Here is a 24,544-nt window from a genome sequence, read left to right as displayed (position 1 = left end):
ATCGCTCCTGCAGGTCAGGCCACCGCCGCGCGCGGCGCGGGCGACAGCAGTTCGAGGGATGTCAGGCGTGCGTCGAAGTCGGCCACCGGCGCGTCGAGGATGAATTCACCCACGCCGAAGCGTCGGTGCAGCGCATCCAGTTCGCCGCGTACCTGTTGCGCATCGCCGGACAGCACGCTTGGCCGTGTTTCCTCGATGCGGAAGTCCGCCACACCTACCTGGCGTGCATACTCGGCAGCCGCCTCGGGGCTGGGCAGGTTCACCGTCTGCCCCGGGCCAAGATGCAGCTTGTAGACGCGCAGCGCGCCGATATGGCGTGCGGCTGCTTCGGCAGTCGGTGCGGCGAAGGCCACCGTGGCCAGCAACGGCGGCTGCGAGGCGACGCTGCGGTAAGCGTCGAACGCAGCCTCGATATGTTTCGGGTCGCCATCGAAGTGCGCGGCGTACACGAAGCGCCAGCCGAGCTCGGCCGCCTGCCGTGCACTCTGCGGGCTGGCACCGAGCAGGAAGCGCTCCGGCGCCTGCTGTGGAATCGGGCGCGCCAGCGCCTCGGTCGCGGCACCGGACAGATAGCCCTCCAGGTCGCGTAGCTGCTGGTCGAAATCGGCGAATGCCGGGCGCCCGGCCGCCAGCGCGGCGGTCGATGCTGGCAGGCCACCGGGCGCCTTGCCCACCCCCAGATCCACGCGCCCTGGCGCCAACGCTGCCAGCAGGTTGAAGTTCTCCGCCACCTTGTACGGCGCGTAGTGGCGCAGCATCACCCCGCCGCTGCCGATACGGATGCGCCGGGTCTGCGCCAGCACCCACGCCGCCAGCACCTCCGGTGCGGGGCTGGCCAAGGTCGGCGCGGCGTGGTGCTCGGCAAACCAGTAACGGTGATAGCCCAGCTGTTCGGCGCGCTGCGCCAGCTGCAGGCTGTTGCGCAGCGCCTGCTCCGGCGAGGCGCCTTCGGCCACCGGGCTCTTGTCCAACACGCTGATCTGATAGCTCATGGTCGCGTCCTCGCTCAGGGATGGGCCACGGGGATGCCGAGCAACCCGTTCAGCGCGGCCAGGATCGGCTCGGCACCGGAGATGTACTGGCGGTCCTGGTGCACGCCACTCGCGAGGTCACTGCGCACGCCCTGCGGCAGCACCAGCTTCGGCAGCGACTGGTCCTGCTCGCCGATCTCGGCGATCACCTCCCGGCGCGGCCGTGCGAAACCGATGCGGCGCACGTCCAGCTGCGCGTCCAGGCCGTCGATGCTCGACAGCGCACCTTCCAGCAACAGGCTGTGCCGGCAGAAGAAGCGCTGGCCGGGAATCTGTCCGTCCTCGAACTCACGGTCGAGCAGGAACAGGATGGGCTTGTCGGTTGCGTCCAGACTCACGGGGTCGTCCTCATCGGGGGGCGGCAATGCGATGCCGCTTCGATATCGATGCTAGAGATGACGGCGGTCGGCACGGCGATGCCAGGCGACAATCGGCGGTCAGATCCGGCCATGCAGATGCGCCTTGGCCATAAGCAAAGCGCCGCCGGTTATGCCGTCAGGCGATCCTTCGCAGCGGCGCCGGTACCGCCAGCGCCTGCGAAGCCAGATGCCCTGCCGCGCGCTCGGCCGCTAGTGCGATGCGCGCCTGCAAGGCTGCACTGTTGATCTGCTCGCCATCGAAGTCGGCAGGCGTGGCATACACCCCGATCGGCAGCGTGTGCGCCTGCAGGAAACTGAACAACGGCCGCAACTGGTGGTCGATCACCAACGCGTGGCGCTCGCTGCCGCCGGTCGCCGCCAGCAACACCGGCGTATCCACCAGCGCTTCCAGCCCGATGAAATCGACCAGGTGCTTGAACAACCCGGGATAGGAACCGCGATACACCGGCGCCGCCACCACCAGCAGCCCGGCCGCCTCGATTGCCTGCAGTGCCTGCTCTACGGCTGGCTCCGCTTCATCGCGCGACAGCGACTGCCCCAGCGAACGCGCGATCGGCGCCAGCTCCACCAGCTCCGCGCTGGCATGCACCCGCTGCTGCAACGACGCCAACAAGTGCCGCACCAGCAGCAACGTGCGCGACGTCGCCGAGCTGGTCGGTGACCCCACCACTGCCACCACCTTCAATGCAGAAGACATGAACTGCTCCTCGATGATGCCGAACTACGTCCGGCCGCCTTTCGCCTTGTGTAGAGCCGAGCCATGCTCGGCTGCTTTCGCCTTTGTGGAGTCGAGCCATGCTCGACTGCTCCAGATCAGAACCGGTAATTGATCCGCCCGTACCAGAACGCCCCGATGCGGCTCAGCACGTCGCCCGAATCCCAGGTCGTGTCGATGCTCGCCACATCGGTGGCACTGCGCGCGTACTCCGGCACCTTGCGGGTGCGCTTGTCGAACACGTTGTTGATGCCCAGCGCCGCACTCCAGCCCGCACCCAGTTCCACGCCACCGGAGAGATTGGTCACCAGCACCGGCGGCTGTTTGTACTCCACGCCGTTGTTCAGGCGCTTGATCGGGCCGTAGTAGGTGAAGTCGACGTTCGAGCGCCAGCGCCCGTTCTGCCAGCCCAACCCCGCCACCTGCGTGTAGTTGGGCGTACGGAAGCGCAGCGCGTACTCGCTGCTCTTGGTCAACAGGTTGATGTTCGGCAGCCCCTGCAGCGCCGCCGGAATGTCGCTGACCTTCTGGATGGTGGTGCGCCCCACGTTGGCCGCATAGCTCCAGCGCAGCTTGCCCCACGCGGTTTCCTGGTTGGCCTCCAGGGTCAGCTCGACACCGCGTGTGCGGGTATTGCCCACGTTGGTGAAGTAGCTGGCATAGAACGCATCACCCGGCAGGATGCTGATGCCGGCCGAACCCAGCAGCGCATCGATGGTGTTCTTCTGCGCCGCAGTCAGCACCGTGCCGCTGTTGTCGGTGATGCGCGCTGGATCCTGCGCGTTGTAGCCGATCTGGCTGGACTGGCCGAGCTGGCCACGGATGTCGATCTGGTAGGCATCCACGGCCAGGTGGAACGCCGGGCTCGGGTCCCAGGTCACGCCCAGGCTGTAGTTGGTGGCTTTCTCGGGCTTCAGCGGCGTCGCACCCAGCGCAACCGCCGCCGGCGAAGACACCTGCGCCACCAGCGTGGTGCCGCACGGGCAGCTGCCGGTGGCCTGGTAGTACTGCGCGCCCAGGCTGGGCGCGTGGAAACCGTTGCTGACCGTGGCACGCACGCCCAGCGCGTCGGTGAAGTCGAAGCGCGTGGTCAGGCGGCCGGTGGAGACACTGCCGAAGTCGGAGTGATCTTCCCAGCGCGCGGCCGCATCCAGATACCAGCGCGAGGTGATGTTGGTGGCCGCGCCCACATAGACCGCCTTGCTGTTGCGGGTAGCCTTCACCGCGTCCGCAGTGGAATAGCCGACGAAGGCCGCAGCACCAAAGCCGGTATACGACTCCCACTGCCCGGCCCCGCGTTCGTACTGTTCGTGCTGGTACTCGGCACCTGCGCTCACTTCCAGCGGCGAGGCGAACGCAGCCACCTCGAAGCCACGGCGCAGGTCGAGGTTGGCGATACCCTGCTGGTAGTCCAGCTTGCCGTCGTAGAAGTCGGTAGGCGAACCGGGGTATGGCAGCGAGTAGTTCACCGAGTTGCGCGTATAGGTGCGCACCGTGCTGCGGTTGCCGGTAAGGCTGGCGTCGTAGTCCCAGCCTGCGATCTGGCCTTTCACGCCTGCGGTGCCGGTGTACTGTTTCTCCTTGGTTTCCAGTACCGGCAGGAAGCCATCCGGGAACACACTCAGCACGCCGGGTGCCTTGTAGGTGGTGAAGATGGTCGCCGGCAGACGGAAGTTCTGGATCGCCTGCGCGGTGCGGTCACTGGCCGTAGCGTTAGCGTAGAACTGCGCGCTTTCGCCCAGGCCATGGCCCGCATTCACTGCGAAGGCCTTCAGCGCATACGATGGCGAACTGAGGATGGTGTTGGCCTCGGCATCGCGGTCGGCCTCGGCCGGGTTCGGCGATGCACCGGCCGGCAGCCGGTTGTTCGGACGCAGTGCGACCAGGTTGCCGTTGGCATCCACCGCCGGATAGCTCAGGTAGCCATCGATGTAACGGCGGGTACGGATTGCGTGGTGCTGCCGCGTGGTCTCGCCAGACAGGTTGACGAAGCCATCGGCGCCCCACGGCAGGCCCACGTTGGCACGCACGCTTGTGCGCGAGCCATCGCCATCAACGCTCTGCCCGCTTTCCACGGCGAGCTCGCCACCGTGTGCCTGCGATTTCAGGATCACGTTGACCACGCCGGTGATCGCGTCCGAGCCATAGATGGCCGACGCACCATCGCGCAGCACTTCCACATGGTCGATGGCCGACACCGGAATCAGCGCCAGGTCGGCCCAGGCGTGGCCTGGGAAGCCGCCGCCGTTGGCACCGCTCACATAGGCACTGGCATTGCGGCGCTTTCCGTTCACCAGCACCAGCGTGTAGCCGGGCGACAGGTTGCGCAGCTGGTAGCCACGGATCAGGCTCTCCTGGTCGCTCTGGTAGCCACCGATCTGGCTGAGCGACGGCAGTGCGCGCTGCAGTGCTTCCAGCAGGTTGGCCTGGCCGGTGGCGGTGAGGTCTTCGGCGGAGATCACGTCGATCGGCGTGGAACTGTTCTTCACCGTACGCGTACTGGTGCGCGAGCCGGTCACCACCACGGCATCCAGCGTGGACGCGGCCACGTTGGCCGTCGCGGCGGCGGCAGCAGGATCCGCATCGGCTTCAGCCGCAAGGCTGGGCGAAGCGGCGAGGATGGCTGTGATCAGGACAGCGAGAGTGCTCAGGACAGGGGCGTGGGCGACAGGCATGGGGGCTCGTGGGGGTGGGCCGGAAACACGCTTCCATTCAAGGGCCTGTTCACCCACCGCGACAGGCGCGATCGCGTCACCCAGCCGTAACATCCGGCCACCCACATGACCGCTGGTAATGACGTTAGGCGGCATTGCCGGTGCACTGCTGTCTGTAGAGCCGAGCCCACGCTCGGCTGCTCTACGCGACGGCGTCAGATGCATCCCCCTGCCGGTATTGAGCCGAGCGTGGGCTCGGCTCTACAAGAGGGGAGCGACCGCTCCATATGCCTGGCCGGCATCACCTCATGCCCGCGCACCACTCCGCGCCATGCATCTGCACCCGTAGCATCAAGCCATGCCCAGCCCACCCGCCGACCCCGCTGCGCCGCTCGTTGCCATCGTCGCCTGCCACGGCCAGGGGCTGTTCGAATTCGGCTGTGCGGTGGGCCTGTTCGCGCCGATAAGACCCGAGCTCGGCGTGGCCTGGTATCGCACCCAGCTGTGCGCGGGTGAACCCGGTGCGCTGCGCATGCTTGGCGGAACGCAGGTGCAGCTTCCCTACGACCTCAGCACAGTTGATGATGCCGACATCATCGTCATTCCCGGTTGGCGCGAGCCCAGCGAGCGCCCGCCACAGGCGCTGCTTGATGCACTCATCCGTGCCCACGGCCGTGGCGCGCGCATCGCTTCGATCTGCTCCGGTGCCTTCGTGCTGGCGTGGGCCGGGCTGCTCGATGGCCGCCAGGCCACAACCCACTGGCGCCTCACCGAAGCGCTGGCGCGCGACTTCCCACGCATCGATGTGCGCGAGGACGTGCTGTACGTCGATACCGGCAGCATCATCACCTCGGCCGGCTCGGCCACCGGCATGGACATGATGCTGCACATGGTGCGCAAGGACTACGGCGCGCGCGTGGCCAACCTGGTGGCCGAGCGGCTGGTACTGGCGCCATGGCGTGATGCCGGGCGCAGCCAGCGCGTCAGCCGCGCCATTCCCCATGGCGAGCCCTCGCGTCTGGCAAAACTGATGGAATGGATGCGCCGCAACCTGCGCGAGCCGCACTCGCTGGGCAGTCTTGCCGAGCAGGCCGCGCTCAGCCAGCGCACCCTGCAGCGGCAGTTCCTGGAAGCCACCGGCCTGTCACCCATCGACTGGCTGATCCGCGAGCGCGTGGCATTCGCCCGCGAGCTGCTGGAAACCACTGACCGGCCGCTGCAGTGGATTGCCGAGCAGGCCGGCTTTGGTTCGCAGGAGTCGTTCCGCCGGCACTTCCGCGGCCAGGTGGACGCCAGTCCTACCGAATACCGCAGCCAGCATCGCGGCGGAATTGGCGCGGATCGGCTGGTGGGCTGCTGATCCAACGCATCACTCCCAGGTGATGCGTGAGGAAAGGCTCACGGCAGGCTACGGCGCCCCACGTATAGTGACGGGCGTCACAAGAAGCCCCTTCCATGCTCCACGCATTTGCTTACGCCAGCCACATGTCGGCTGGGCTTTCCGATGAAATCCTCCGGCAGATCGTCTCCTGCTCTGCCACGTTCAACCGTCGCGTGGACGTCACCGGAGCGCTGCTCGTCGACGGTCAGCGGTTTTTCCAGTACGTCGAAGGTCCTCCCGACGGCCTGGAGGCGGTCAAGCGCCGCATCCATGACAGTCGCTCGCATGCTGCCGTCGTTCCGGTACTGGACATGGCCATCAGCGCGCGTGCTGTTCCCTATTGGGCCATGACCCGCATCGAGACCGGGCAGGTCGTGGTGTCCGGCCTGGTCAATGCACGATGGGACGAATTCGGCCATTCCGTTCCGGGCATGGATCAGCTCGTCGGCCTGCTGCGTCCGCACTTTCCGCGCATCGGCCCGCTCAGTGCGCACCATGCGCCCGTCGGATCCAGCTGAACCGCCGCCTTGCGCGCGTAGTCCCACGCGGCCGCGTGCTCCCTGCAGACGTCATCATTCAAGCCGCGTTACCCATCGTTCCTGCCAGATCCACAGCATGCCTGTACCCGCTCAACGTTCAACGCAAACACGTGCCTCGCCCGCCGAGTTGTTCGAGGTCGTCGTCCTTCGTGCAGGCACGGCCCTGTTCGCGATCGACGTCCAGGCTGCCGTGGAAATACGCGGCCCCGAGACCTTCGGCCCCGCAGATCATCAGGGCCGGCGGACCCTGGAGGTACGGGGGCAGCCATTGCCGGTAGCCGACCTGCGCAGGCTCAGCGGTCAACCGGCATTCGGTGGCGGCAGCCCTGCCGTGCTCTTGATCAACGCCGGTAGCGCAACCCTGGCGCTGGCGGTGGATGAAGTGCTGGAGATCGAGACGCCGGACGCAACGCCAGACGTATCCGCGCCTGCCGAGGGTCGGGTGTTCAACTTCTGCAGCCGGCATGTTCGGGTGGATGCCACACGTTCGGCTGCGCTGATCGAACCGCAGTCGTTGCTGGCTGAAATGGCCATGCGGGACTGAGGTGCCTCTGCTCAAGGGCGCCTGCGAACCGGTTGAGACCGCATGTGCCAGCACTGCGCGGCAAAGCCCAGCACAAACACCGCAGCCAATCCCAGCAGCGTGTGCAGCACCACCGGGGCCATCGGCGCGGCAGCAATCGGATGCGCTGCCGGCACGCGGGTCAGCGTTTCGTTGACGCCGGGCACCAGCGACAACAGGAAACTGAACGACAGCGCGAAGGTCGACAGGTAACGCGCTGCGCGCCCCAGCCAGCGCAGCCGGGCGGCCAGCACGCCGCCGAAGGCGACCAGCAGCACGATCAACCCGAATGCGTGGCCCGGGTTGATCCCGCCCGTACTGGAGACGGTGAACGACGTTGCCACCGACAGCACCAGCCCAAGCAGGTACAGCTTGCCGAAGCGTGTCGCGGGGTCGATCGCGCGATGGCGAATGAAGGCATACAGGCCGGCGAACACCGGTACAAGGCTGACGGCCGTGTGGATCACGCCCAGCGTGGACAGAGAGTGCGACATGGAACATCTCCAAGGGTTGATTGAACCTACTAGTAGGTAGACTTCTGAATCAAAGAAAAGGCCTACGTTGCCGCAGGCCCAGCACACATCAATCAGGCAGCCGCGCTCACCCGCGCGATGGCCAGCCGTGCCAGCGCAGCAAACGTCGCCGCATCGCCGAAACCGCGCGCGGCCAGCATCGCGCCATGCACCGATGACATGAACGCCCTGGCCTCATCGGCCACCGAACCCTGCAGGCGCAGTTGACCCAGCGCCGCGCCCTTTTCCAACGTGAGCGCCAACCAGCCACTCAAATCATCGAAATGCCCGCGTACTTCTTCGGCAATCTCCGCAGGGATCATCGGCGCCTCTGCCGCCAGCATCGCGCAGATGCAGAACGAAGACGTGCCACCGGCAATACAGCTCGACCAGTAGTCCACATAGGCGTTGAGCTCCCGCAGCGGGTCGTCCAGCTGCCGGTCCAGCAGCGCCAGGCCTTCGCGCGCCTCGGCCCGGTACAGTTCAACCACCGTGCGCACCAGGTCCGCCTTGCTGGGGAAGTGGTGATGGATGCTGGCCTTGCTGATGTTCACCCGCGCGGACACGTCGGCGTAGCTGAAGCCGTTGTAGCCACCGGCCTCCAGCAGCGAGCGGGCATGGGCCAGGATCTCCTGGGCCTTGGGCGAGAGCGACTCTTTCATGTCACAAACCTACTAGTAGGTTGACACACTGTCAACTACCCGCTGCCGGGTGAGCAGCACCTGGTAGTGCCGGCCGCGGGCCGGCAACTGCACGCCCCTGACTCCACCGGGATGCCGGCCAGCGGCCGGCACTACCAAACCCGGGCATTCGTGGCGGGATTTGCCATGCAGGCATTTACCTGCATATAGTCCATCCCAAAGGCGGCACCTGCCTGCCCATGCGAGGAACCTGCAATGGTGGATATCGCACACAGGGTCGGCATCAAGGCCCCCGCAAGCCAGTTGTATCAGGCGCTTGCCACCCCGGAAGGCGTGGCCGCCTGGTGGGCCGAAGACACCCATGGCGACCGCGAGGTCGGCGGCACGGTCAAGGCGCGTTTCACGAACAACGGCCAGGAGATCGGCGCCATGGAAATGAAGCTGGAACAGCTCATCCCCAGCGAGCTCGTGCTGTGGCGATTCCTCGCCGGCCCCGCCGAATGGATCGGCACCCACGCGCGCTTCGCACTGAAACAGGAAGGCGACTACTGCATCGTGCTGTTCACCCACGAAGGCTGGAAGGAACGCGTCGAGTTCACCTCCCACTGCAGCACCAAGTGGGCGGTGTTCCTGATGAGCCTGAAAGCCCTGCTGGAAACCGGCAAGGGCCAGCCCCACCCCCGCGACGTCAGGATCGACAACTGGAACTGAAGACGCTCCGCATGAATGCAGACAAGGTGTTCAAGGCCTTGGCCGATCCCACGCGCCGCACGCTGCTGGATCTGCTCTGCGAAGACAACGGCCAGACCCTGGGCCAGCTGTGCGAGCACCTGGACATGGCCCGGCAATCGGTCACCCAGCACCTGGGCCTGCTGGAAGACGCCAACCTCATCAGCACGGTGCGTCGGGGCCGCGAGAAGCTGCACTTCATCAACCCGGTGCCGCTGCATGAAGTCTACGAGCGCTGGGTACGCAAGTTCGAGCAGCAGCGCCTGAGCCTGCTGCATGACCTGAAACGAGAACTGGAAGGAGAATGACGATGTCCGCAGAGTCCACCCGCTTCATCCACGCGATCTACATCGCCTCCACGCCACAGAAGGTGTTCGAGGCCATCACCCGCCCCGAGATCGCCCGCCGTTACTGGGGCCACGAGAACATCTCGGACTGGAAGCCCGGCTCGCGCTGGCAGCATGTGCGCGCCAACGAAACGCGCTCGGTCGAGCTGGTCGGCGAGGTGGTGGAAAGTACCCCGCCCTCGCGGCTGGTCATCACCTGGGCCGCCACCTCGCAGGCCGACAACCCGGACGCCTACAGCCGGGTGACCTTCGACATCGTGCCCTACCAGGACATGGTGCGGCTGACGGTTACCCATGAGGAGCTGGAACCGGGCAGCGGCATGGATACCGGCATCCGCCAGGGCTGGCCGATCGTGCTGTCGAGCCTGAAGTCGCTGCTGGAGACGGGCAAGGGGCTGGATGTGTTTGCCAAGCCAGCGTAGCCGTCGGGAGGGTTGGGCCGCGCGAGCGGCACCGGGCAGATGGCCCCCTGTCGCCGCCGCCGCGCAATTCCCAATCGCTCCCGCACATTGCATTTCATGGAACAATAGGGAGCACATGGTTCTCGAGTTCCGTTATGTCCCCCGCGTTGCTAACCGTCGATCAGGCTGCCCAGCAGCTCAGCCTGCACCCCAAAACCGTCCTGCGGCATATCCGTAGCGGCCAACTGCGCGCGACCCGCATCGGCAAGTCCTATCGCATCACCGCCGAAGACCTCGACGTGTTCACCGGCACCGTGCGTGAGCCCTCCGCTGCGCGCCCACAGCTGACCACAGTGGTGGACATTCCCGGATGCGGTGCGGCACGTGCCGCCGACCTGGTCCGTGCCCTGCATGCGCGCGTCACCGGCCGCGAGGCCGACGATGAGCCGCTGCGCATGGAGACGATCTATTCGCCTGAGCACGATGTGCTCAAGCTGATCGTGATCGGTGGCCTGGCAGGTTCCACGGCGCTGCTGGTCAGCCTGCAGCGTCTGCTGCAGGACCGCAGCGCATGAAGCGGCAGCGCCCCGGCATTCCCACGCAGCACGTACTTGCCGCCTATCGCCAGGTGCTTTCGGTCTGGCCGGTACCACACGAATCGCACCATCTCGCCACCCGCGCCGGTTCGACATTTGTGGTCAGCTGCGGCCCGGAACACGGCCCTGCCCTGGTGCTGCTGCATGGCACCCTCAGCAATGCCGCCAGCTGGATGTTCGATGCCGAACGTTGGAGCGAGTACTACCGCGTGCATGCCGTCGACATCATTGGCGAACCGGGCCTCAGCGAAGGCACGCAACCTGCGCTGGACAGCGACGCGCATGCGCAATGGCTGGATGATGTCCTCGACGCACTTGGCGTGGAAAGCGCAGCATTCGTGGGCCTGTCGTTCGGCGGCTTCCTGGCACTGGACTACGCGCTGCGAAGGCCTGCCCGGGTCAACGCACTGGTCCTGGTCAGCCCCTCGGGTATCGGGCGCCAGCGTGCATTCCTGCTCAAGGCGCTGCCACTGTTGCTGCTTGGCCGATGGGGACGCGAGCGCCTGCGCCGCGCGGTCATGGGTCCCGCGCCACTGCATGCACCTGCACGTGCGCAGCCGCTGCTCGACCTGCTGGCATTGATCCGTGCCGAGGTTCGGCCACGTCCGCTACGCATTCCCCGCATCAGCGACGAGCGCCTGGCTACGTTGCATCCGCCGGCAGCCCTTGTCATGGGCGCGCGTGATGCCCTCATCGACGCCCCTGCCGCCGCCGAACGCATGAAACGGCTCGTCCCGACGGCGGACGTCACCCTGCTCGCAGACGCCTATCACTACATCCCCGGCCTGCGCGAAGACATCCTCGCCCGGCTGCGTCAACTGCAGAACCTCCAGCATGAATGATTCCATTGAACACTTCGGCACCACCCGCCTCCTGCGCATCGCGCCGCAGGGCCCCGCACTCGATGCCAACGGCCTGCGCGATCTGGTCGGCGATGCCCTCGGGTACCAGGCCGAGTGGATTGCCGTGCCGGTGCAGCGCCTTTCGGCAGACTTCTTCGAGCTGCGCTCCGGCATGGCCGGGCAATGGCTGCAGATGCTGGTGAACTACCGCCTGCGTTTCGCCGTGCTGGGCGATGTCAGCGCTTGCCGCGCACAAAGCGAATCACTGGACGCGTGGATCACCGAATGCAACCGCGGCCACAACGGCTGCTTCGTGTCCGACTGGGATGCCCTGCTGGCACGTCTTCCCGTGTCGGCCAGCTAGCGCGCCGTCCAGCCCCCATCCATGGGCAGTGCCGTGCCGGTGATCTGCGCTGCGGCGTCCGAGGCCAGGAACAACACCATCTCGCCCAGCTGCTCGGGCGTCACGAACTGCAACGACGGCTGCTTCTCGGCCAGCAGCGCGCGCGCGGCGGACTCCTGATCCGTGCCCTCGCGCTCGGCCAACGCGGTGATCTGCTGCTCGACCAGCGCCGTTCGCACCCAGCCTGGGCAGATCGCGTTTGCGGTGATGCCGGTGCCTGCACTCTCAAGCGCGGTCACCTTGGTGAACCCCACCACGCCATGCTTGGCCGCCACATAGGCCGATTTGTTCACCGAGCCGACCAGCCCGTGCGCCGACGCAATGTTGATGATGCGGCCAGCGCCCTGCTGCTTCATGTGCGGCAAGGCCGCCGCCGTTGCATGGAACACCGCCGACAGGTTCAGCGCCAGGATCGCGTCCCACTTCTCGACGGGGAATTCCTCGATCGACGCGGTGTGCTGGATGCCCGCATTGTTCACCAGAATGTCGATGCGCCCCATCGTCGCCACGGCGTGGTCGATCAGTCCGCGCACTGCCTCGCCACGGGACAGGTCGGCGCCATCATGCGCCACCCGTACACCGAACTCAGTTTCGAGTTGGGTACGGATGCGCTCGATTTCCCCCGCGTCGCCGAAGCCATTCAGCACGATGTCGGCACCTTGCCGCGCCAGCGCGGTGGCGATGCCAAGACCGATACCGCTGGTGGAACCGGTGACCACCGCAACCTTTCCAGAGAACATGGGCGAGCTTCCATCGGGCGTAGGTGGTCAGTGTAGCTTCACCGGTGCCCCCTTTAAGCGACGCTACCTTGGTCAATCAACGGTTAGAACGCGTTGGGCATCCGCCGAGGGAAGTGTCCAGCGTTCATTCAAAACGGACGGTACACCTCAGAGGGGGCGCAGCCGTGGCCTGCTGGCGATACTGTCCGACTCCCACAAGGGCAATGCATCCATGCTTTGCCCAGCGGATCGAACACGTCCGAAAATAGCTTCTGCGGCCGTTCTACTCCCCCCACCTCCAACCGGGCGGAGCGCCTTTCATCCAGCAGATAAGGACAAGGACCAACACTACGGCCCACGTGTAGAGCTGAAACGCGATGGGCTCGCGAAATGGAGAGAACAGAAACGGACCTGCCAGCAGCAGGCCGAATGCGACTGCGTACACAAGCCAGCCCTGCCACGCGCACGGCATCCCCCAACCCCATCCGTACATTTTCCTGGTAAACCAGTACTTCCTGCTGATCATTGCAATCTTCCTCGATGGCCGCCGGTCTTACGTACCTGATCCATGCATGCTTTGAGCTGTTCGTGAAGACGTCGGTCCAGAATCAAGTCAGTATCCCCTCTGGCTTTAACGAGAACAGAGCTACGCTCCGTGCGCAGCACGAAGACGTTGCGACCGCTGTGCATGCGGAACTTGCCAAGCTCAACGCCACCGGTGCTCGTTCAAGTTGCCGGTGAGGCAGCGTGATCCTTGAAGCATCGGAAGCGTCCTGCCACGAGACACTGGAAAGCGGGAGCTGCAGTCGGACAAACACTGCTGACCCAATCAGCTGGCCATCTGTAACGGCGATGTACGCTGTCCGCGCTTGATATACGAGGCCAAAGGCAACTACGGCAACAACGGCCAGCGCCGAGCCGAGCGCAATATTCCTGGCTGGCACCCTGCCAGAGCGGGGTGCCAGCCATACTGCGATCAGAACCACGGCTGCTGCCACGCATATGCCGAGAGGAAGCGCATAGGCATGAATCAGGGAGACGTCCAGCGTGGATCGGCACATCATCATGAACTACTCCGCAGAGATTGACCGCATGCCGTAAACGTAAGTCGCTTCGACAATCGTCTCAAATGCATCTTCTTCATAGGTGACAAGGCCGACGTTTCGCATCGCGCGCAGGAACGAGCGAACCTCGTTCTTTATTACGAGTTTTGCGTGTTCGTCGTAAAGGCCGGGGGCTCCCAGGATGGAAGCTGCACGATGTGCAACGTCGCAACTGTCGCAGATGTCACCGTCCAGCCGACTCAGCTGGCCGTTGAACACATGATTGTATGACGGTATCTGGGTCTCGTTTCCGGCAACCACTACCTGGTTCACAACGGCAACCATGGTGAATGCAGCCACGGCTACGGTCACACCAACAATGGCGTCAACAGCCGCAACCACAATCACAGCCGCGCCAACAACCGCTTGACCAGGGGCTGTCCGCAGAAGCTCCGCCACACTGGCGAGGGCCGCGAGGTCTGCCGTTGTAGGAGGCTTGTCAGTAGCTTTGATGAAAGCGAGTACCGATTCGGCATCGGGAGACTCGTCCCCAGAAAGCTCCATCACGCCGCGGATCATGTCTATATTGCTCTGGAGTGCGTGCTGCATCTTCATGGTGAGCACGTCTTCCTTTGGACGCGCTAACGCACCAGATGCCTGGAGATAGTTCAACATTTGCGTATAGTCACGACGTTTGGCCGCGTCTTGTACATCCCTATCCGACAGAGCAACCAGCAGAGCCAGAGATGGTGCGTTCAGTGTCTCTTTGCTGGTGTCGAACCCAAGCGTGGAAAGATATCGACCAGGATTGGTGTTGAAGAGCGAACGCTTCTTCTCGTCAGAAAACATATCGACAGCAGCGGCACTCAACTTTGACCAGTGATCCCAGCCGGCTGCAGGCATGCCGCTACGTGAGAGTGGAAGAAGCATTCGTGTTGCGTTGACATCCGTGCCGCCGGTAAGGCTCGCAGGTGTGCCGAACACCCTCTTGTCGCCCGCGGCAGCCGCCGCCCCGGAAATTGATGCAGCAGCACTGGCCGCGAGTGTGGACTGGATGAACTTCCGCCGCTTCATTTGAACGCTCCTTGTTGCCGGGAAAGGGTGTCTACTGCCTTACCGAGTGCGTGGCGACTCATTACCTCTGGAATGAACTTCTGGTAATCCGATTCAAGTCTTGCGCGCACTTCACTGTTCTTGTGAAGCACTGCGCAGTCGTGGCACATGTGCACCGATCCATTCAGTAGTTCATCGGCTTTCTCTTCGCCCATCACGCGCCTGATGATCTCCGCAGGGCCGTCCACTCTGATCCAGAACTTGAGGAAATCGTCCGTTTGAGAGAGATAGGCGTTGCTGACGCCATCCTCGAGACGCCCAACTTTCATCTCTGGGATGTGCTCAAGTGTCAGTCCGCAACAGGCAGCGACTTCCTTGTAGGGCGTGACAACGATGTTGTCATGAATCTGGTGGCACGGGGCTATTCGCAGGTGCTGTGGAACCGTATTCTCGCGCTTGACCTGATCGCTTTTGAACTCCATCCAGCTGTTTGACTGCAGTTGCAAGCCCTTCTTCAGAAGCATCCGTATTGTCGAATCCTCGGCGAAGGTCGCCATTGTTCGACCGTCTTCCGTGTCTGCCTCCACCGTCACGAGAACGTGCAGCCCCGCAGTGAGGCCGGCCTCGGCAGCATTGACCACGGAAGAATGAGGTACCCACTCCTGATGATCTTTGCCGGAGCTGATATTGAGCTCTTTCAATCCTGCGGTTGAAAGCTTTTCAGCCCAACGCTTCGCGGTGGATCGGGTCTTCGCCCAGGAGCCATTCGATACCATCCGCGTGCCGAGCCCTAGCGATGTCGCTTCGGCTATCACACTGATCAAATCGTCTTTGAGAAGTGTCGCCTCGCCGCCGGTGAAGACGATGACAGACAGCGAGGGGAAGGAGCCTTTGGCATCATGAAGCGCTGTGATCATCTCATCGCGACTGAGCCTTCCTTTGACCGTCGGGCTCGACTCGAAACAGCACTGAACGCATGCCGCAGTGCAGCGATAGGTTGTGATAAACGTCAGCGTCCTGGGCGATAGCACCTGGGTAGCGCATAAATCCATTTTTGCTTCTCCATGTTACTGGCAAGGGCCAATCCGGGCCGCCTGTGGACACTACGGCGGGTCCAAACAGCAGATCCACCATAAGGGATATTTCGGACGATTGAAACCCCGCAGATCTTCGATTGCATATTTGACGTGAGAACGCCTACGGGCGCTCATGGCCCGACAGCCTCATTACTTCTGGGCTTTAAGCCAACGTGCGAGATCGCTGATCATTACCGGGTCCACGTTTCCGGGCTGCATGTATTCATGGGGGGAAGCCGGGCCATCACCTGCAATGCCGAGGTGGTTGAGTGCGGAATACTCTCTCAGTTGCACTTCCTGCTGCCCCTCCAGCGATTCGTTCCACATGCGCCAGTCAATCGCTGTTACCTGAAAATCGCGGCCACCATGCAATAGAAGCAATGGTTTCCGGAGTGACCTGGCGTCGCCGCGCGCGTCAACTGCTTCGATGCTCTTCCAGAAAGATTGGGGTGCACCCAGCGGGAGCTTGCTGGCCTCAACTTCCTGATCACCCAAAGCAGCCGCGATTTGTGTATCCAGCATGGCCAGCTGCTCTTCCGCTTTTGGCCCAAGCTGCCCGTCTACCGAAAGGAGGCGGCGGGTCTGCTCTGGAATAATCTGCAACAGGCTTCGCGCGGGTGCGGCCCATAGGACTACCCCTCTCACTTCAGGTGATCGCTGGGCGATGCGCGGCGCCAGCATCGCGCCTTGGCTATGGCCCAGCACAAATAGACGCTTGCCATCTATGCTTCGATCAGCGCCCAACGCCGTGAGCGCGGCAACCGCATCGTCGGTTGTTTCATCATCAATGCTGAAGTCGCCATTAAGATCCTGGGGGCGCGCACGGCTTCGCTTGTCGTATCGAAGTACTGCGATACCCTGCGCGGCGAGACCGCGCGCGACGTCCAGGAAGGGCCGATTGGGTCCAACGGTTTCGTCACGATCCTGCGGTCCTGAGCCATGCACCAGCACAACGGCGGGAAATGGGCCTTCTCCTTTGGGAAGCGATAGCGTGCCTGGAAGCGCACCGCGTGCCTGTGGAACGACGAAATCGATCTCATGGTAGCTGGCATTGGCCGGGGCCGGCGCCGCTTGTTCGGGCGCGGCGGGCCGCAACATTAACCCGGCGACTTTCTCCTGTTTGTCGACCACCACTTGTGCAACAAATCGACCGTTGCTGAACTGCAATGGCACCAACACCAGCTGCATGCCTTCATGAGTGCTGATCGCTGCCAGGCCACGACTCTTCAAAGTCCCCAATGAGTTCCACAGGGTGCTGAGAGATTCCGCCGGTACCGCTTCGGCCATTTGTGGAGTGAACATTGCTTCGGCTTCAGCGATGCGCCCAGCCTCCAGGTGATCGAGCAAGCGGGCTACGACTTGCTCAGGCTCTGCTGCGACCGCTGAATGAACAAGCATCGTTAGCGACAAGATCAACATCCCAATGCGCTTCTTCAATGTTATAGCTCCATCTTGACGCTGCCCAACAGAGGTAGTCAGCGTCGACGTGATAGCGCTCACCAACCCAGTGCTGGCGGATTCGTTGAGTCGAGGCAGCGCATACGCAGTTCATCCTGAATGACGCCATCATGGATGCATGCGGGTACGGAGGTCAACGTGTGCTAGAGGTGGCTGCGATTCTTGGTTGGAGATGGGTCGCAAGCAAGCGGGGATATTCGTCTAGAGCGCGCTACGAACTTTGAAGCAGATATACCCCTCGCTGACACAGGCCGGCTTCACAGCCTGACCGGCCACATGCTGGACCTTCCGAGCCAGAGTGCCAACCTGCGCGCGCTCCTGCTCATTCGCCAGCACGGGCAATATATGGCCGAGCGTGTCCACGGCAATGTGAAACTTGCTTCCATTCTTGCGTTTATTGTCGTCATAGCCTGCGCGCGGGCCACCCCCGCACGTCGATTGCGCAACAAACGCCCATTTCTCATCGATCACATCGGTCGAACAGGGGCTGCGCGCTGTGATGCCATTGCAGTGACACTGTTCATACCGAACTTCAAACACGCTCTAGAAGATGACGCTTGCCCGCTCAACGGTCGCGAGCGGATTGACCTTCCGCACCGCCTCCAGGAACAGCAGGAAATCGCGGTTGAACAGCGTCAGGTTGTTGGTGAACGTCACGCACTTTCTGCCCGATGCTTTGCTGAAGCACACCCGCCAGACATAGCGCCCGTAGATCTTGTCGGACGTTCGTGTGACTGAGGTGATCTGCGAAAGCGGAACCACCGTGGGCACCGGCCCGCGCCGCAGGTAAAAGGACTCCGCATCAAAGAAATAGTGCTCGCGATTCTCTTTGCCATCCACCATCACCAAGGTCATGGATGTTCCGGAGATCCGGCGAGGAGGATCCAAACGCAGCCCCGATTTCACGGACGAGCGAGCAGTTGCCGACATTCGCCGAAGGGTAAACCAGAGGATCACCAACGGAAGCGCCGCAAGGACAATGAAACCTACGGTCTTCAAAGCAGTTGCCAGCGTGCTGGGCACACAGATCTCCAGGATGAATTTTCAGGCGATGCCCAAGTAGATCCACGCCATGCGTGGATGCTCTCCCTCAGCGCCCCATCACTTCCAATGATCCGGCCCCAAAAACGGCAGGCTCAACACAAACACCGGAACCGCCACAGGGATCAACGCCGCGCCCAGCACCTTGCCAGCTGCCGAACCCACACCCGGCTTATCCTCCCTCTCCGGCAGGATCCGCTGCGCTCGCGCACTGATCGGTTGTGCCAGCTTCCCCTTCTCCGCCAGCGCCGCAGCATCCGGCAACTTCACCCGCTCGCCGTCGCCCTCGAACAGCGCGCTGTAGTAGCTGCCGCCCTTCCTTGAAAGATTGCAGGCCCGGTCAAACGCCAGCGCGTAACGGGTCCGGTCCATCGGCAGGTAGTAGCGCGCACGCTCCTCCACGGCCTTGGCCTCACGCGAGGGGACCTCAATCCGCTCCAGCTTGAACTGCGCGGCCTGCTCCGCCGTCACCTGCTCCGGCCGCAGCAGCAACGCATAGCTGCCATGCACCTTGGCCTTGTTGGCCGGGTCGCGCCAGTCTTCATGGAAGTACATCTGCGCGCAGGCCACCGCCTCGCGCAGCGGGCTGTCCATCAGCGCCCGGTACTCGCGGAACGGCGCGGCATTGAAGCGCATCGGCTCGTCATAGCGCGGCAGCAGGTACAGCTGGCCGTCGTCGGCCACGAACGCACTGGTGATCTCGCGGCTTGAGGCGTGCTCCTCAGGGGCACTGGCACAACCGGACAGCAAGCCAAGGCACAGGGCGGAGAGAATGAAAAAAGACGTTCGCATGTCGTGTTCGAGGGCTTCCCTGGGAAAACGGCCCCTCCCGAAGGGACGAGGCAAGCCCGTCATGGTGCCATGTCGGCCTTGCAATGCCCAATCAATGCGACTCCACCACACCCACGACGCGGTCAAACCTGCCGTTGCGCAGATCCTCACGACTCAACCAGAACGTGGCCTGGCCACAGTCACCAAAGACCAGATCAATCGCCGGGTCACACGCCATCTGCAGCAGGCAGACCGCGTCGCCCTCGCCTTCCACGTCGGGCACGATGCCGTGCAAGCGCGGCACGTGCCCCAGCATCTGGTGCACGCGCGCCTCGGCGCAGCGCTTGCGGCCATCAGGCAACATGCCCAGGCTTTCATCAAACGGTAGATGTTCGTCCTGCAAGTGGCGGTACATCAGTGCAGGAATGCGTGCGGCCGCAACGGGTGACCCTGCCGCGTAGGCAACCGCCGCCAGCAGTCCCTTGGTGAACGCCCGGCCCATGCCCAGGTCGGTCAGCGTCATACGCTCGAAGTCGTCGCTGATCTGTCCGATAATCCATTCACGGAATGCCTCCCGCGTTGCATCATCCGGGGCTTCATCCAGACCAATGGCGGCGGCGCGCTTCACCCACGCGCGTACGTCGGCGTAATCGATTTTCCCGCGCTTGCCTGCACGCCGTTCATTGCCGATCACCCGTGAAAGGCGGTCAATGATGATGCCTACCTGGGGAAAATCGGTCTGGTAACGCAACCATTGCACCGGAAAGGTCCACGCAGGTGACTGCGGGCGCTCCCATTCCGTGGCGGCGTCCGCGCGCGGAAACAGGCCTGTCGCTGCCACCACCGCGCCCAGCCGCATTTCGTGCAGTCGCGAGGGGTAGATCTCGTAGTACGGCCGATCCTCCTCACCCGGCGGCAGCTCCAGCTCATCCGGCCAGGTATCCATGTGCCGCGCCACCAAGGGCCATTGAACATGCACGCATGGGCCATCTTCGTCAGGCAGCAGCCATGCAGGATTGCGGTGCGCATTGTCCGAAGGACCTTCATCCAGAATCGGGCGCACGCCGTCCGGCAGCGCACGCACGTGCTGATCGACCGCGACCTCGGGCGCGTACAGCACTCGCACGCGTTGCTGTGGTTCGTCCGTGTCCCATATCTGCTCTTCGTCGTTCATGGCGAAGAAGAACAGCATGCCTTGCGAGGGCATATCGGGATCCACGCGTGGCAGCTCGGCGCAATCGATCTGCGCCAGGAAGTGCATCGGCGCCGCTTCGCCGTAACTCTCGCCAACCGGCCAATCCATCCCATCGGGCAATTGCGGCAGACCGCCTAGACGGCTGCGGACCCTGGGGAATGCCGCCGGCGGGTAGAAACGCTGCAGCACCAGGGCCGGGGTTCGGTGCTTGGCGAAGAAGGCCTCAAGCACGGCTTCGGCATGGTGGTCGCGCTGGTCGGCGTGGTACATTGAATCTGCCTGAGCATCCATTTCGGTGACGTCCTTTTGAGTCTGGATCGAGCGCCACAGGTATATCACCACCCGGCCTGCCTGTAGCGCCCGGCGATGATCCACTCACCAGCGCGCCAGATTGCTCCTTGGTTAGCGAAATGAGCCAGCGGCTGCGGGCCGTGCGTCCTGGCCAAGGGCCAGGTCAGCCACCCGGCAGGCCTTTGAAGAAGCGCCGCAACATAAACCGCATTTCCAGCATGCCGATTACGGCATCCGTGGGTCGCCGCCCCCTTCAGCCGTGCCGGCGTAGTCGGCATCGCGATTGCCGCCACGTCTGTCGCAATTGCCAAACACCTTGCCTCGCTACTGGGGAACCGATGAAGCAGAAAGCCCACTCTTGAGAGGAGAACGCGCAAATGAACGCTGATGATGTGAAGACAATGCCGGTGATGGACCCGCTCGCGAACCAGCACACCGGTGGATCGAGTGCATCCAGACGCACCATCTACGTAGATCTTGATGGCGTAATGGCCGACTTCGACGCGGCATTTCCCGCCCTGTTTGGCCTGGACCACCGCGTGCTTGCCGACGATGAAATGTGGGGGCACATCAACAACCACCCGTCGTTCTTCCGCGACCTACCGCCGATGCACGGTGCAGTGGAATTCTTCCACAGCATCCACCACTTGAACCCGGTGATTCTCACTGCCTGCCCGAAATCGAACTATCCACTCGCTGCCATCCAGAAGCGGCAGTGGGTGCGCGAACACCTGTCAGCGACCTGCCTGGTGTTGCCTGTGCTCGGCGGCAGGCACAAGCCTCTTTTCATGCACCAGCCGGGCGATGTTCTGATCGACGATTTCGAAGCGAACTGTGATGCCTGGACAGCGGCCGGAGGTGTGGCGATCAGGCACGCCGGCGATTGGACCGCGACGCGTCACGCGCTTTCCCGGATTGAAGATCTGTCAGGAGCAGCGCTCGCGAAGGGCTGATGCCCTCTCTGCCGACCACGTTGAGACGTCCATAGTCAGGCCGAGGCGCTGGCCCCTCGGCCCGCAAGGCTGGCAGCCTGCTGTGCAGCCCCCCCTACTTCAACCGCTCCACCAACCGCTGCCCCACCTCCAGCGCCGAAGCCGGGTTCTGCCCGGTAATCAGCTCGCGGTCCACCACCACATGCCCCATCCACGGCGTGGTGTTGCTGCTGAACTTCGCACCCGCCCGCTGCAACGCGGTCTGCGGGTAGAACTTCATCTCACCGCCGCCCAGCAGCGGCTTGGCCTGCTCTTCTTCCTGGTTGCTGATCACCGTCATCTGGTAGCCGCTGTAGATCCACTTCGGCGTGGCCGGCGTCGCACCCGCCTCCAGCTGTGCCACGAAACCACCCGCATCCGGCAGCGTGGACAGCAGCGCGATCGGCCCGTGGCAGACCAGCGCGGTGGTCTTGTTGCGCTGGTGGAAGTCGGCCAGCAGCCGGCCCAGCGCCGGGCTCTTCAGCAGGTCCTGCATCGGCGCGTGGCCACCGGGAATGTAGACCGCATCGAAACGCACGTAGCCCTGCTGCTCGATGCGCGCCAGGCTGACCACCGGCGAGGCCGTCGGCGAGGTCAGCGCCAGTTTCTCCAGCAGGTCCTTGTGCAGCGTCAGCTGCGCCGCATCGTTGCCGAAGTACGCCGGCGTCACCGAGGACGCATCCACCGTCGGCGCCCGCCCCTGCGGCGTGGCGAAGGTCACCTCGTGGCCCGCGTCCAACAGCAGCTTGACCGGCTGCATCAGCTCGTTGAGATAGAAGCCGGTGGACAGCACCTTGCCGTCCTTCAGGTCCAGGTGGTTTTCGTCGGACAGCACCACCAGCACATTGGCGGCCTGCGCGCCGGTTGCGGCCAGGGTCAGGGCCAGCGCTGCGGCCAACCGGGTCATCAGGTTCATGGGGAGCTCCTTTCGGGGAATGGCCGCCACTTTATTCATCGCCCCAGCGGCGATAAATTGGCCCCATCGCAAAACATCTGTTCCCCGGAGAGCCAAATGAGCCGCAAGTTCGACTACCTGGGCGATGTGGAAGTGTTCCTGGCGGTGGTCGAGCACGGCTCGTTCACCGCCGGAGCGGTGGCGCTGTCCACCACGCCCTCGGTGCTGAGCCGCGCGGTCACCCGCCTGGAAGCGCGGCTGGGCCGGCAGCTGCTGCAGCGGACCACCCGCCGCGTGGGCCTGACCGACGCCGGGCGGCTCTATCGGGAACAGGTGCGCACCGCCTTCGGCCTGCTGGACGACGCCGAGCGCGACGTTCTGGCCCAGGACGGTGCGTTGGCCGGCCGCGTGCGCCTGAGCGTGCCCACCACCTATGGCCACTACCGGCTGCCACCCGTGCTGGCGCGCTTTGCGCAGCAGTACCCGCAGGTGCAGGTGGAACTGAACATCACCAACCGCAACGTGGACCTTGTGGCCGAAGGCTTCGACCTGGCCATCCGCCTGGGCCAGCTGCCGGACAGCGGGCTGGTGGGGCGAAAGCTGGAAGACGCGCCGCTGTTGCTGGTGGCCGCGCCGGACTACCTGCAACGCCGCGGCACGCCGCAGACGCTGGACGATCTGCAGCAGCACCTGTGCCTACCCTTCGTGATGCCGCGCACCGGCCGGCTGGCGCCGTGGATCTTCCGCGACGACGGGCGCGATGTGGACTGGCTGCCGCGTTCGTCCATCGAGACTTCCGACGATGTGCTGGGCGTGGTGTCGCTGGCCGAACAGGGCATCGGCATCTGCCAGAGCTATGCGTTCATCGTGCGCGAGCGGTTGCAGCGCGGGCAGCTGGTGGAGGTGCTGCCGCAGCTGCGCGGGCGGTCGCGGCCTTTCTCGGTGATCTATGCGCCGCACCGGCGGCAATCGGCTGCGGCGCGGGCGATGATTGAGTTGTTGGTGGGGAATGCGGCTGAGGATGGCGTTGGTTGAAGCTGCAAGGTTTGCTGGAGGTGTCGGGTTTGAACCGCTTTTCGGGGTGTGCAGCTGATCGCGCGCCGTTGCTTGGCGAGGCGGACTAAGAACTGTTGCAAAGAAGGCCGTCGCGCTATTCGCTTGGGGCATGGGCGATTGCGCCACGTTGATTCGCTATTAGCAGCGCAGCTGCGCGAATGCGTCTGCTGGCGTCGCGTGCTGCACGAATGGTGCGTGCAACAATAGTCCTCTGCTCTCGGATTCAGCGTTTCCTTCGCGAATTTCTATTGGCATTCGAGGCGGCTGCGTAAACACCATGGCGCGCCACCGACAACGGGTTGCAGCGGGCGTCCAAACCCGAGACAGATAGTTGTTTACGCTTGCCCGTCGGCACCGTCCTTAACCGGTGCCGGCGGGCAATTCGTCGGCCTTTATGGCGGGCGGTGCGTGGGGGTCTTCGGACCCGCCGGTTATTGACAACTGTCTGTCCCGGTTTGGAACCCGCACCGTCCGCCACCTCTTCGCGGTGGCGCTGTTAAGCACAGCCACGGAAGCCGACGCCATGAACGAATCCGACACCTTTTCTTCGTACACCGTTGTTGAGCCCATCAACGACGACACTCCCCTGCCCGATCTGAACTCCCTGCTCGGCATCCTCAAGCGCATGCGTGGCTGTGAGGGTGCTGACGGGCATCCTTGGCCAGAAACCGATGTGTCACCTGGCCGTCGCGTGAGCCTGGCTAGAAGTGAGCGCGCGATGGTGGGGGCGTTGACCGTACTAGAGTTGCTACACGCGGCAGACCGCTGCCGGGTGGCAGCGGAGCCGGAGCGACATTTGGATGAGGGGGTTGTGGATGGGTTGTTTCTGGCTTGCCGGGGGTTGGTTGAGTGGGCTTGTCAGGAGGTTAGGCCGGAGTGATATCCAATTCCCAATCCGCCCACAGAAGTAGCGACGCTCCCGCAAGATCAGAGTCCGCTTTCGCCTAGAAGCAGGCACTCCAGGTCAATGAGCAATCGGGAGGCTCCCCCCCTTGGATCCTCGCTAGAAATCGAACAGTAAATGCAACTCCAGCAACCGGATTGCCACCATCTGTCGATGCTGGAACAGATGCTGCCTTTGAACGAACGCTCCTGCTAGCATTGGTGCGACATTGAATAGGCGGGGGGATGGATGCAGTCGCGGATGTCAAAATGGCGGATTTCACTCCGAAAATCGCGAGGTGCGAACTTTTGGAACTACGGGCTGTCGACTTTAATGTCTGGGATAGCGTTAGCTTCTCT

At 63.7% G+C, this 24,544-nt stretch carries 26 protein-coding genes and 1 pseudogene; 12 read left to right on the top strand and 15 right to left on the bottom strand.

What is annotated here, in order from left to right; translation table 11 throughout:
• Positions 1-14 precede the first annotated feature (14 nt).
• The 4 genes from ROV95_RS18470 to ROV95_RS18455 all read right to left on the bottom strand — a co-directional run bounded on the left by ROV95_RS18470 (position 15) and on the right by ROV95_RS18455 (position 4,801).
• Positions 15-992, bottom strand: coding sequence for an MsnO8 family LLM class oxidoreductase (locus ROV95_RS18470; protein ID WP_312545701.1), 978 nt, complete (start codon positions 990-992; stop codon positions 15-17).
• A 14-nt stretch (positions 993-1,006) separates the two neighbouring features.
• Positions 1,007-1,369 carry a DUF3088 family protein gene (locus tag ROV95_RS18465; RefSeq protein WP_005409341.1) on the bottom strand — a complete coding sequence of 121 codons (363 nt, stop codon included), beginning with the start codon at positions 1,367-1,369 and terminating at the stop codon, positions 1,007-1,009.
• Positions 1,370-1,526: 157 nt separating this feature from the next.
• On the bottom strand, positions 1,527-2,108 hold the full coding sequence (gene msuE / locus ROV95_RS18460) for an FMN reductase (RefSeq protein WP_312545700.1): 582 nt from the start codon (positions 2,106-2,108) through the stop codon (positions 1,527-1,529).
• 116 nt (positions 2,109-2,224) lie between these two features.
• Complete coding sequence (locus tag ROV95_RS18455; RefSeq protein ID WP_312545698.1) at positions 2,225-4,801, bottom strand: TonB-dependent receptor; 2,577 nt, start codon at positions 4,799-4,801, stop codon at positions 2,225-2,227.
• A gap of 337 nt (positions 4,802-5,138) precedes the next feature.
• On the opposite strand from ROV95_RS18455, the gene ftrA reads away from it, so the two are divergent.
• From ftrA to ROV95_RS18440, 3 genes are all read left to right on the top strand, one after another.
• Positions 5,139-6,140, top strand: coding sequence for a transcriptional regulator FtrA (ftrA, locus tag ROV95_RS18450; RefSeq protein WP_058982599.1), 1,002 nt, complete (start codon positions 5,139-5,141; stop codon positions 6,138-6,140).
• A gap of 95 nt (positions 6,141-6,235) precedes the next feature.
• Positions 6,236-6,679, top strand: a complete 444-nt coding sequence (locus ROV95_RS18445) for a BLUF domain-containing protein (protein WP_312545696.1) — start codon at positions 6,236-6,238, stop codon at positions 6,677-6,679.
• A gap of 97 nt (positions 6,680-6,776) precedes the next feature.
• Positions 6,777-7,244, top strand: a complete 468-nt coding sequence (locus ROV95_RS18440; protein ID WP_312545694.1) for a chemotaxis protein CheW — start codon at positions 6,777-6,779, stop codon at positions 7,242-7,244.
• Positions 7,245-7,255: 11 nt separating this feature from the next.
• Here the strand turns inward: ROV95_RS18440 and ROV95_RS18435 are convergent, their stop codons facing one another.
• Both ROV95_RS18435 and ROV95_RS18430 read right to left on the bottom strand, forming a co-directional pair.
• Positions 7,256-7,756 carry a hypothetical protein gene (locus ROV95_RS18435; RefSeq protein WP_312545693.1) on the bottom strand — a complete coding sequence of 167 codons (501 nt, stop codon included), beginning with the start codon at positions 7,754-7,756 and terminating at the stop codon, positions 7,256-7,258.
• Between the two features lie 92 nt (positions 7,757-7,848).
• Positions 7,849-8,436, bottom strand: coding sequence for a TetR/AcrR family transcriptional regulator (locus ROV95_RS18430; RefSeq protein ID WP_312545691.1), 588 nt, complete (start codon positions 8,434-8,436; stop codon positions 7,849-7,851).
• A 234-nt stretch (positions 8,437-8,670) separates the two neighbouring features.
• Between ROV95_RS18430 and ROV95_RS18425 the strand changes: the two genes are divergently transcribed.
• The 6 genes from ROV95_RS18425 to ROV95_RS18400 all read left to right on the top strand — a co-directional run bounded on the left by ROV95_RS18425 (position 8,671) and on the right by ROV95_RS18400 (position 11,694).
• The gene (locus tag ROV95_RS18425) at positions 8,671-9,126 is read left to right on the top strand and encodes an SRPBCC domain-containing protein (RefSeq protein WP_312545690.1); all 456 of its coding nucleotides are present in this window, start codon (positions 8,671-8,673) and stop codon (positions 9,124-9,126) included.
• An 11-nt stretch (positions 9,127-9,137) separates the two neighbouring features.
• Positions 9,138-9,452 carry a metalloregulator ArsR/SmtB family transcription factor gene (locus tag ROV95_RS18420; RefSeq protein WP_005416268.1) on the top strand — a complete coding sequence of 105 codons (315 nt, stop codon included), beginning with the start codon at positions 9,138-9,140 and terminating at the stop codon, positions 9,450-9,452.
• Positions 9,453-9,454: 2 nt separating this feature from the next.
• Entirely contained in the window at positions 9,455-9,913 is a 459-nt protein-coding gene (locus ROV95_RS18415) for an SRPBCC family protein (RefSeq protein ID WP_312545689.1), read from the top strand.
• A 134-nt stretch (positions 9,914-10,047) separates the two neighbouring features.
• Positions 10,048-10,467, top strand: coding sequence for a helix-turn-helix domain-containing protein (locus ROV95_RS18410; RefSeq protein WP_058982586.1), 420 nt, complete (start codon positions 10,048-10,050; stop codon positions 10,465-10,467).
• Positions 10,464-11,330 carry an alpha/beta fold hydrolase gene (locus ROV95_RS18405; RefSeq protein WP_312545687.1) on the top strand — a complete coding sequence of 289 codons (867 nt, stop codon included), beginning with the start codon at positions 10,464-10,466 and terminating at the stop codon, positions 11,328-11,330. Before ROV95_RS18410 ends, ROV95_RS18405 begins: the two co-directional genes overlap by 4 nt.
• On the top strand, positions 11,323-11,694 hold the full coding sequence (locus ROV95_RS18400; protein ID WP_312545684.1) for a DUF4180 domain-containing protein: 372 nt from the start codon (positions 11,323-11,325) through the stop codon (positions 11,692-11,694). Before ROV95_RS18405 ends, ROV95_RS18400 begins: the two co-directional genes overlap by 8 nt.
• Here ROV95_RS18400 and ROV95_RS18395 read toward each other — a convergent pair.
• The 8 genes and pseudogenes from ROV95_RS18395 to ROV95_RS18360 all read right to left on the bottom strand — a co-directional run bounded on the left by ROV95_RS18395 (position 11,691) and on the right by ROV95_RS18360 (position 20,359).
• Positions 11,691-12,473 carry a 3-hydroxybutyrate dehydrogenase gene (locus tag ROV95_RS18395; protein WP_312545683.1) on the bottom strand — a complete coding sequence of 261 codons (783 nt, stop codon included), beginning with the start codon at positions 12,471-12,473 and terminating at the stop codon, positions 11,691-11,693. The two genes, ROV95_RS18400 and ROV95_RS18395, sit on opposite strands and share 4 nt — an antisense overlap.
• A gap of 1,049 nt (positions 12,474-13,522) precedes the next feature.
• Entirely contained in the window at positions 13,523-14,569 is a 1,047-nt protein-coding gene (locus ROV95_RS18390) for a hypothetical protein (RefSeq protein ID WP_053498411.1), read from the bottom strand.
• Positions 14,566-15,600, bottom strand: coding sequence for a radical SAM protein (locus ROV95_RS18385; RefSeq protein WP_032129299.1), 1,035 nt, complete (start codon positions 15,598-15,600; stop codon positions 14,566-14,568). Before ROV95_RS18385 ends, ROV95_RS18390 begins: the two co-directional genes overlap by 4 nt.
• A 174-nt stretch (positions 15,601-15,774) precedes the next feature.
• Complete coding sequence (locus ROV95_RS18380; RefSeq protein WP_312545678.1) at positions 15,775-17,061, bottom strand: alpha/beta fold hydrolase; 1,287 nt, start codon at positions 17,059-17,061, stop codon at positions 15,775-15,777.
• Between the two features lie 324 nt (positions 17,062-17,385).
• Positions 17,386-17,523 (bottom strand): annotated as a pseudogene (locus ROV95_RS18375) (IS5/IS1182 family transposase); the annotation flags it as partial.
• A 102-nt stretch (positions 17,524-17,625) separates the two neighbouring features.
• Positions 17,626-18,105 (bottom strand): hypothetical protein, encoded by a 480-nt coding sequence (locus tag ROV95_RS18370; protein WP_312545677.1) that lies wholly within the window; start codon positions 18,103-18,105, stop codon positions 17,626-17,628.
• A gap of 78 nt (positions 18,106-18,183) precedes the next feature.
• Complete coding sequence (locus tag ROV95_RS18365) at positions 18,184-18,915, bottom strand: hypothetical protein (protein ID WP_312545675.1); 732 nt, start codon at positions 18,913-18,915, stop codon at positions 18,184-18,186.
• A 91-nt stretch (positions 18,916-19,006) separates the two neighbouring features.
• Positions 19,007-20,359 carry a DUF1963 domain-containing protein gene (locus ROV95_RS18360; RefSeq protein ID WP_312545674.1) on the bottom strand — a complete coding sequence of 451 codons (1,353 nt, stop codon included), beginning with the start codon at positions 20,357-20,359 and terminating at the stop codon, positions 19,007-19,009.
• 398 nt (positions 20,360-20,757) lie between these two features.
• Here ROV95_RS18360 and ROV95_RS18355 point away from each other — a divergent pair, with 398 nt between their 5' ends.
• A complete protein-coding gene (locus ROV95_RS18355) occupies positions 20,758-21,333 on the top strand; it encodes a hypothetical protein (protein ID WP_312545673.1) in 576 nt (191 codons plus the stop codon).
• 94 nt (positions 21,334-21,427) lie between these two features.
• Here the strand turns inward: ROV95_RS18355 and ROV95_RS18350 are convergent, their stop codons facing one another.
• A complete protein-coding gene (locus tag ROV95_RS18350; protein ID WP_312545672.1) occupies positions 21,428-22,267 on the bottom strand; it encodes a type 1 glutamine amidotransferase domain-containing protein in 840 nt (279 codons plus the stop codon).
• A gap of 96 nt (positions 22,268-22,363) precedes the next feature.
• On the opposite strand from ROV95_RS18350, the gene ROV95_RS18345 reads away from it, so the two are divergent.
• Positions 22,364-23,281, top strand: a complete 918-nt coding sequence (locus ROV95_RS18345; RefSeq protein WP_021202906.1) for a LysR family transcriptional regulator — start codon at positions 22,364-22,366, stop codon at positions 23,279-23,281.
• 544 nt (positions 23,282-23,825) lie between these two features.
• Positions 23,826-24,182, top strand: coding sequence for a hypothetical protein (locus ROV95_RS18340; protein WP_164194225.1), 357 nt, complete (start codon positions 23,826-23,828; stop codon positions 24,180-24,182).
• The last annotated feature ends 362 nt before the right edge of the window (positions 24,183-24,544 follow it).

The sequence above is a fragment of the Stenotrophomonas maltophilia group sp. msm1 genome (assembly GCF_032025805.1).
GTDB lineage: Bacteria > Pseudomonadota > Gammaproteobacteria > Xanthomonadales > Xanthomonadaceae > Stenotrophomonas > Stenotrophomonas hibiscicola.
This window is presented reverse-complemented; position numbering and strand designations above follow the sequence as displayed.

Excerpts from the sequence above, each read along its gene's own strand:
- ROV95_RS18470 (WP_312545701.1), bottom strand. The coding sequence starts at position 992 with ATGAGCTATCAGATCAGCGTGTTGGACAAGAGCCCGGTGGCCGAAGGC.
- msuE (WP_312545700.1), bottom strand. The coding sequence starts at position 2,108 with ATGTCTTCTGCATTGAAGGTGGTGGCAGTGGTGGGGTCACCGACCAGC.
- ROV95_RS18455 (WP_312545698.1), bottom strand. The coding sequence starts at position 4,801 with ATGCCTGTCGCCCACGCCCCTGTCCTGAGCACTCTCGCTGTCCTGATC.
- ftrA (WP_058982599.1), top strand. The coding sequence starts at position 5,139 with ATGCCCAGCCCACCCGCCGACCCCGCTGCGCCGCTCGTTGCCATCGTC.
- ROV95_RS18445 (WP_312545696.1), top strand. The coding sequence starts at position 6,236 with ATGCTCCACGCATTTGCTTACGCCAGCCACATGTCGGCTGGGCTTTCC.
- ROV95_RS18440 (WP_312545694.1), top strand. The coding sequence starts at position 6,777 with ATGCCTGTACCCGCTCAACGTTCAACGCAAACACGTGCCTCGCCCGCC.
- ROV95_RS18435 (WP_312545693.1), bottom strand. The coding sequence starts at position 7,756 with ATGTCGCACTCTCTGTCCACGCTGGGCGTGATCCACACGGCCGTCAGC.
- ROV95_RS18430 (WP_312545691.1), bottom strand. The coding sequence starts at position 8,436 with ATGAAAGAGTCGCTCTCGCCCAAGGCCCAGGAGATCCTGGCCCATGCC.
- ROV95_RS18425 (WP_312545690.1), top strand. The coding sequence starts at position 8,671 with ATGGTGGATATCGCACACAGGGTCGGCATCAAGGCCCCCGCAAGCCAG.
- ROV95_RS18420 (WP_005416268.1), top strand. The coding sequence starts at position 9,138 with ATGAATGCAGACAAGGTGTTCAAGGCCTTGGCCGATCCCACGCGCCGC.
- ROV95_RS18415 (WP_312545689.1), top strand. The coding sequence starts at position 9,455 with ATGTCCGCAGAGTCCACCCGCTTCATCCACGCGATCTACATCGCCTCC.
- ROV95_RS18410 (WP_058982586.1), top strand. The coding sequence starts at position 10,048 with ATGTCCCCCGCGTTGCTAACCGTCGATCAGGCTGCCCAGCAGCTCAGC.
- ROV95_RS18405 (WP_312545687.1), top strand. The coding sequence starts at position 10,464 with ATGAAGCGGCAGCGCCCCGGCATTCCCACGCAGCACGTACTTGCCGCC.
- ROV95_RS18400 (WP_312545684.1), top strand. The coding sequence starts at position 11,323 with ATGAATGATTCCATTGAACACTTCGGCACCACCCGCCTCCTGCGCATC.
- ROV95_RS18395 (WP_312545683.1), bottom strand. The coding sequence starts at position 12,473 with ATGTTCTCTGGAAAGGTTGCGGTGGTCACCGGTTCCACCAGCGGTATC.
- ROV95_RS18390 (WP_053498411.1), bottom strand. The coding sequence starts at position 14,569 with ATGAAGCGGCGGAAGTTCATCCAGTCCACACTCGCGGCCAGTGCTGCT.
- ROV95_RS18385 (WP_032129299.1), bottom strand. The coding sequence starts at position 15,600 with ATGGATTTATGCGCTACCCAGGTGCTATCGCCCAGGACGCTGACGTTT.
- ROV95_RS18365 (WP_312545675.1), bottom strand. The coding sequence starts at position 18,915 with ATGCGAACGTCTTTTTTCATTCTCTCCGCCCTGTGCCTTGGCTTGCTG.
- ROV95_RS18360 (WP_312545674.1), bottom strand. The coding sequence starts at position 20,359 with ATGTACCACGCCGACCAGCGCGACCACCATGCCGAAGCCGTGCTTGAG.
- ROV95_RS18355 (WP_312545673.1), top strand. The coding sequence starts at position 20,758 with ATGAACGCTGATGATGTGAAGACAATGCCGGTGATGGACCCGCTCGCG.
- ROV95_RS18350 (WP_312545672.1), bottom strand. The coding sequence starts at position 22,267 with ATGAACCTGATGACCCGGTTGGCCGCAGCGCTGGCCCTGACCCTGGCC.
- ROV95_RS18345 (WP_021202906.1), top strand. The coding sequence starts at position 22,364 with ATGAGCCGCAAGTTCGACTACCTGGGCGATGTGGAAGTGTTCCTGGCG.
- ROV95_RS18340 (WP_164194225.1), top strand. The coding sequence starts at position 23,826 with ATGAACGAATCCGACACCTTTTCTTCGTACACCGTTGTTGAGCCCATC.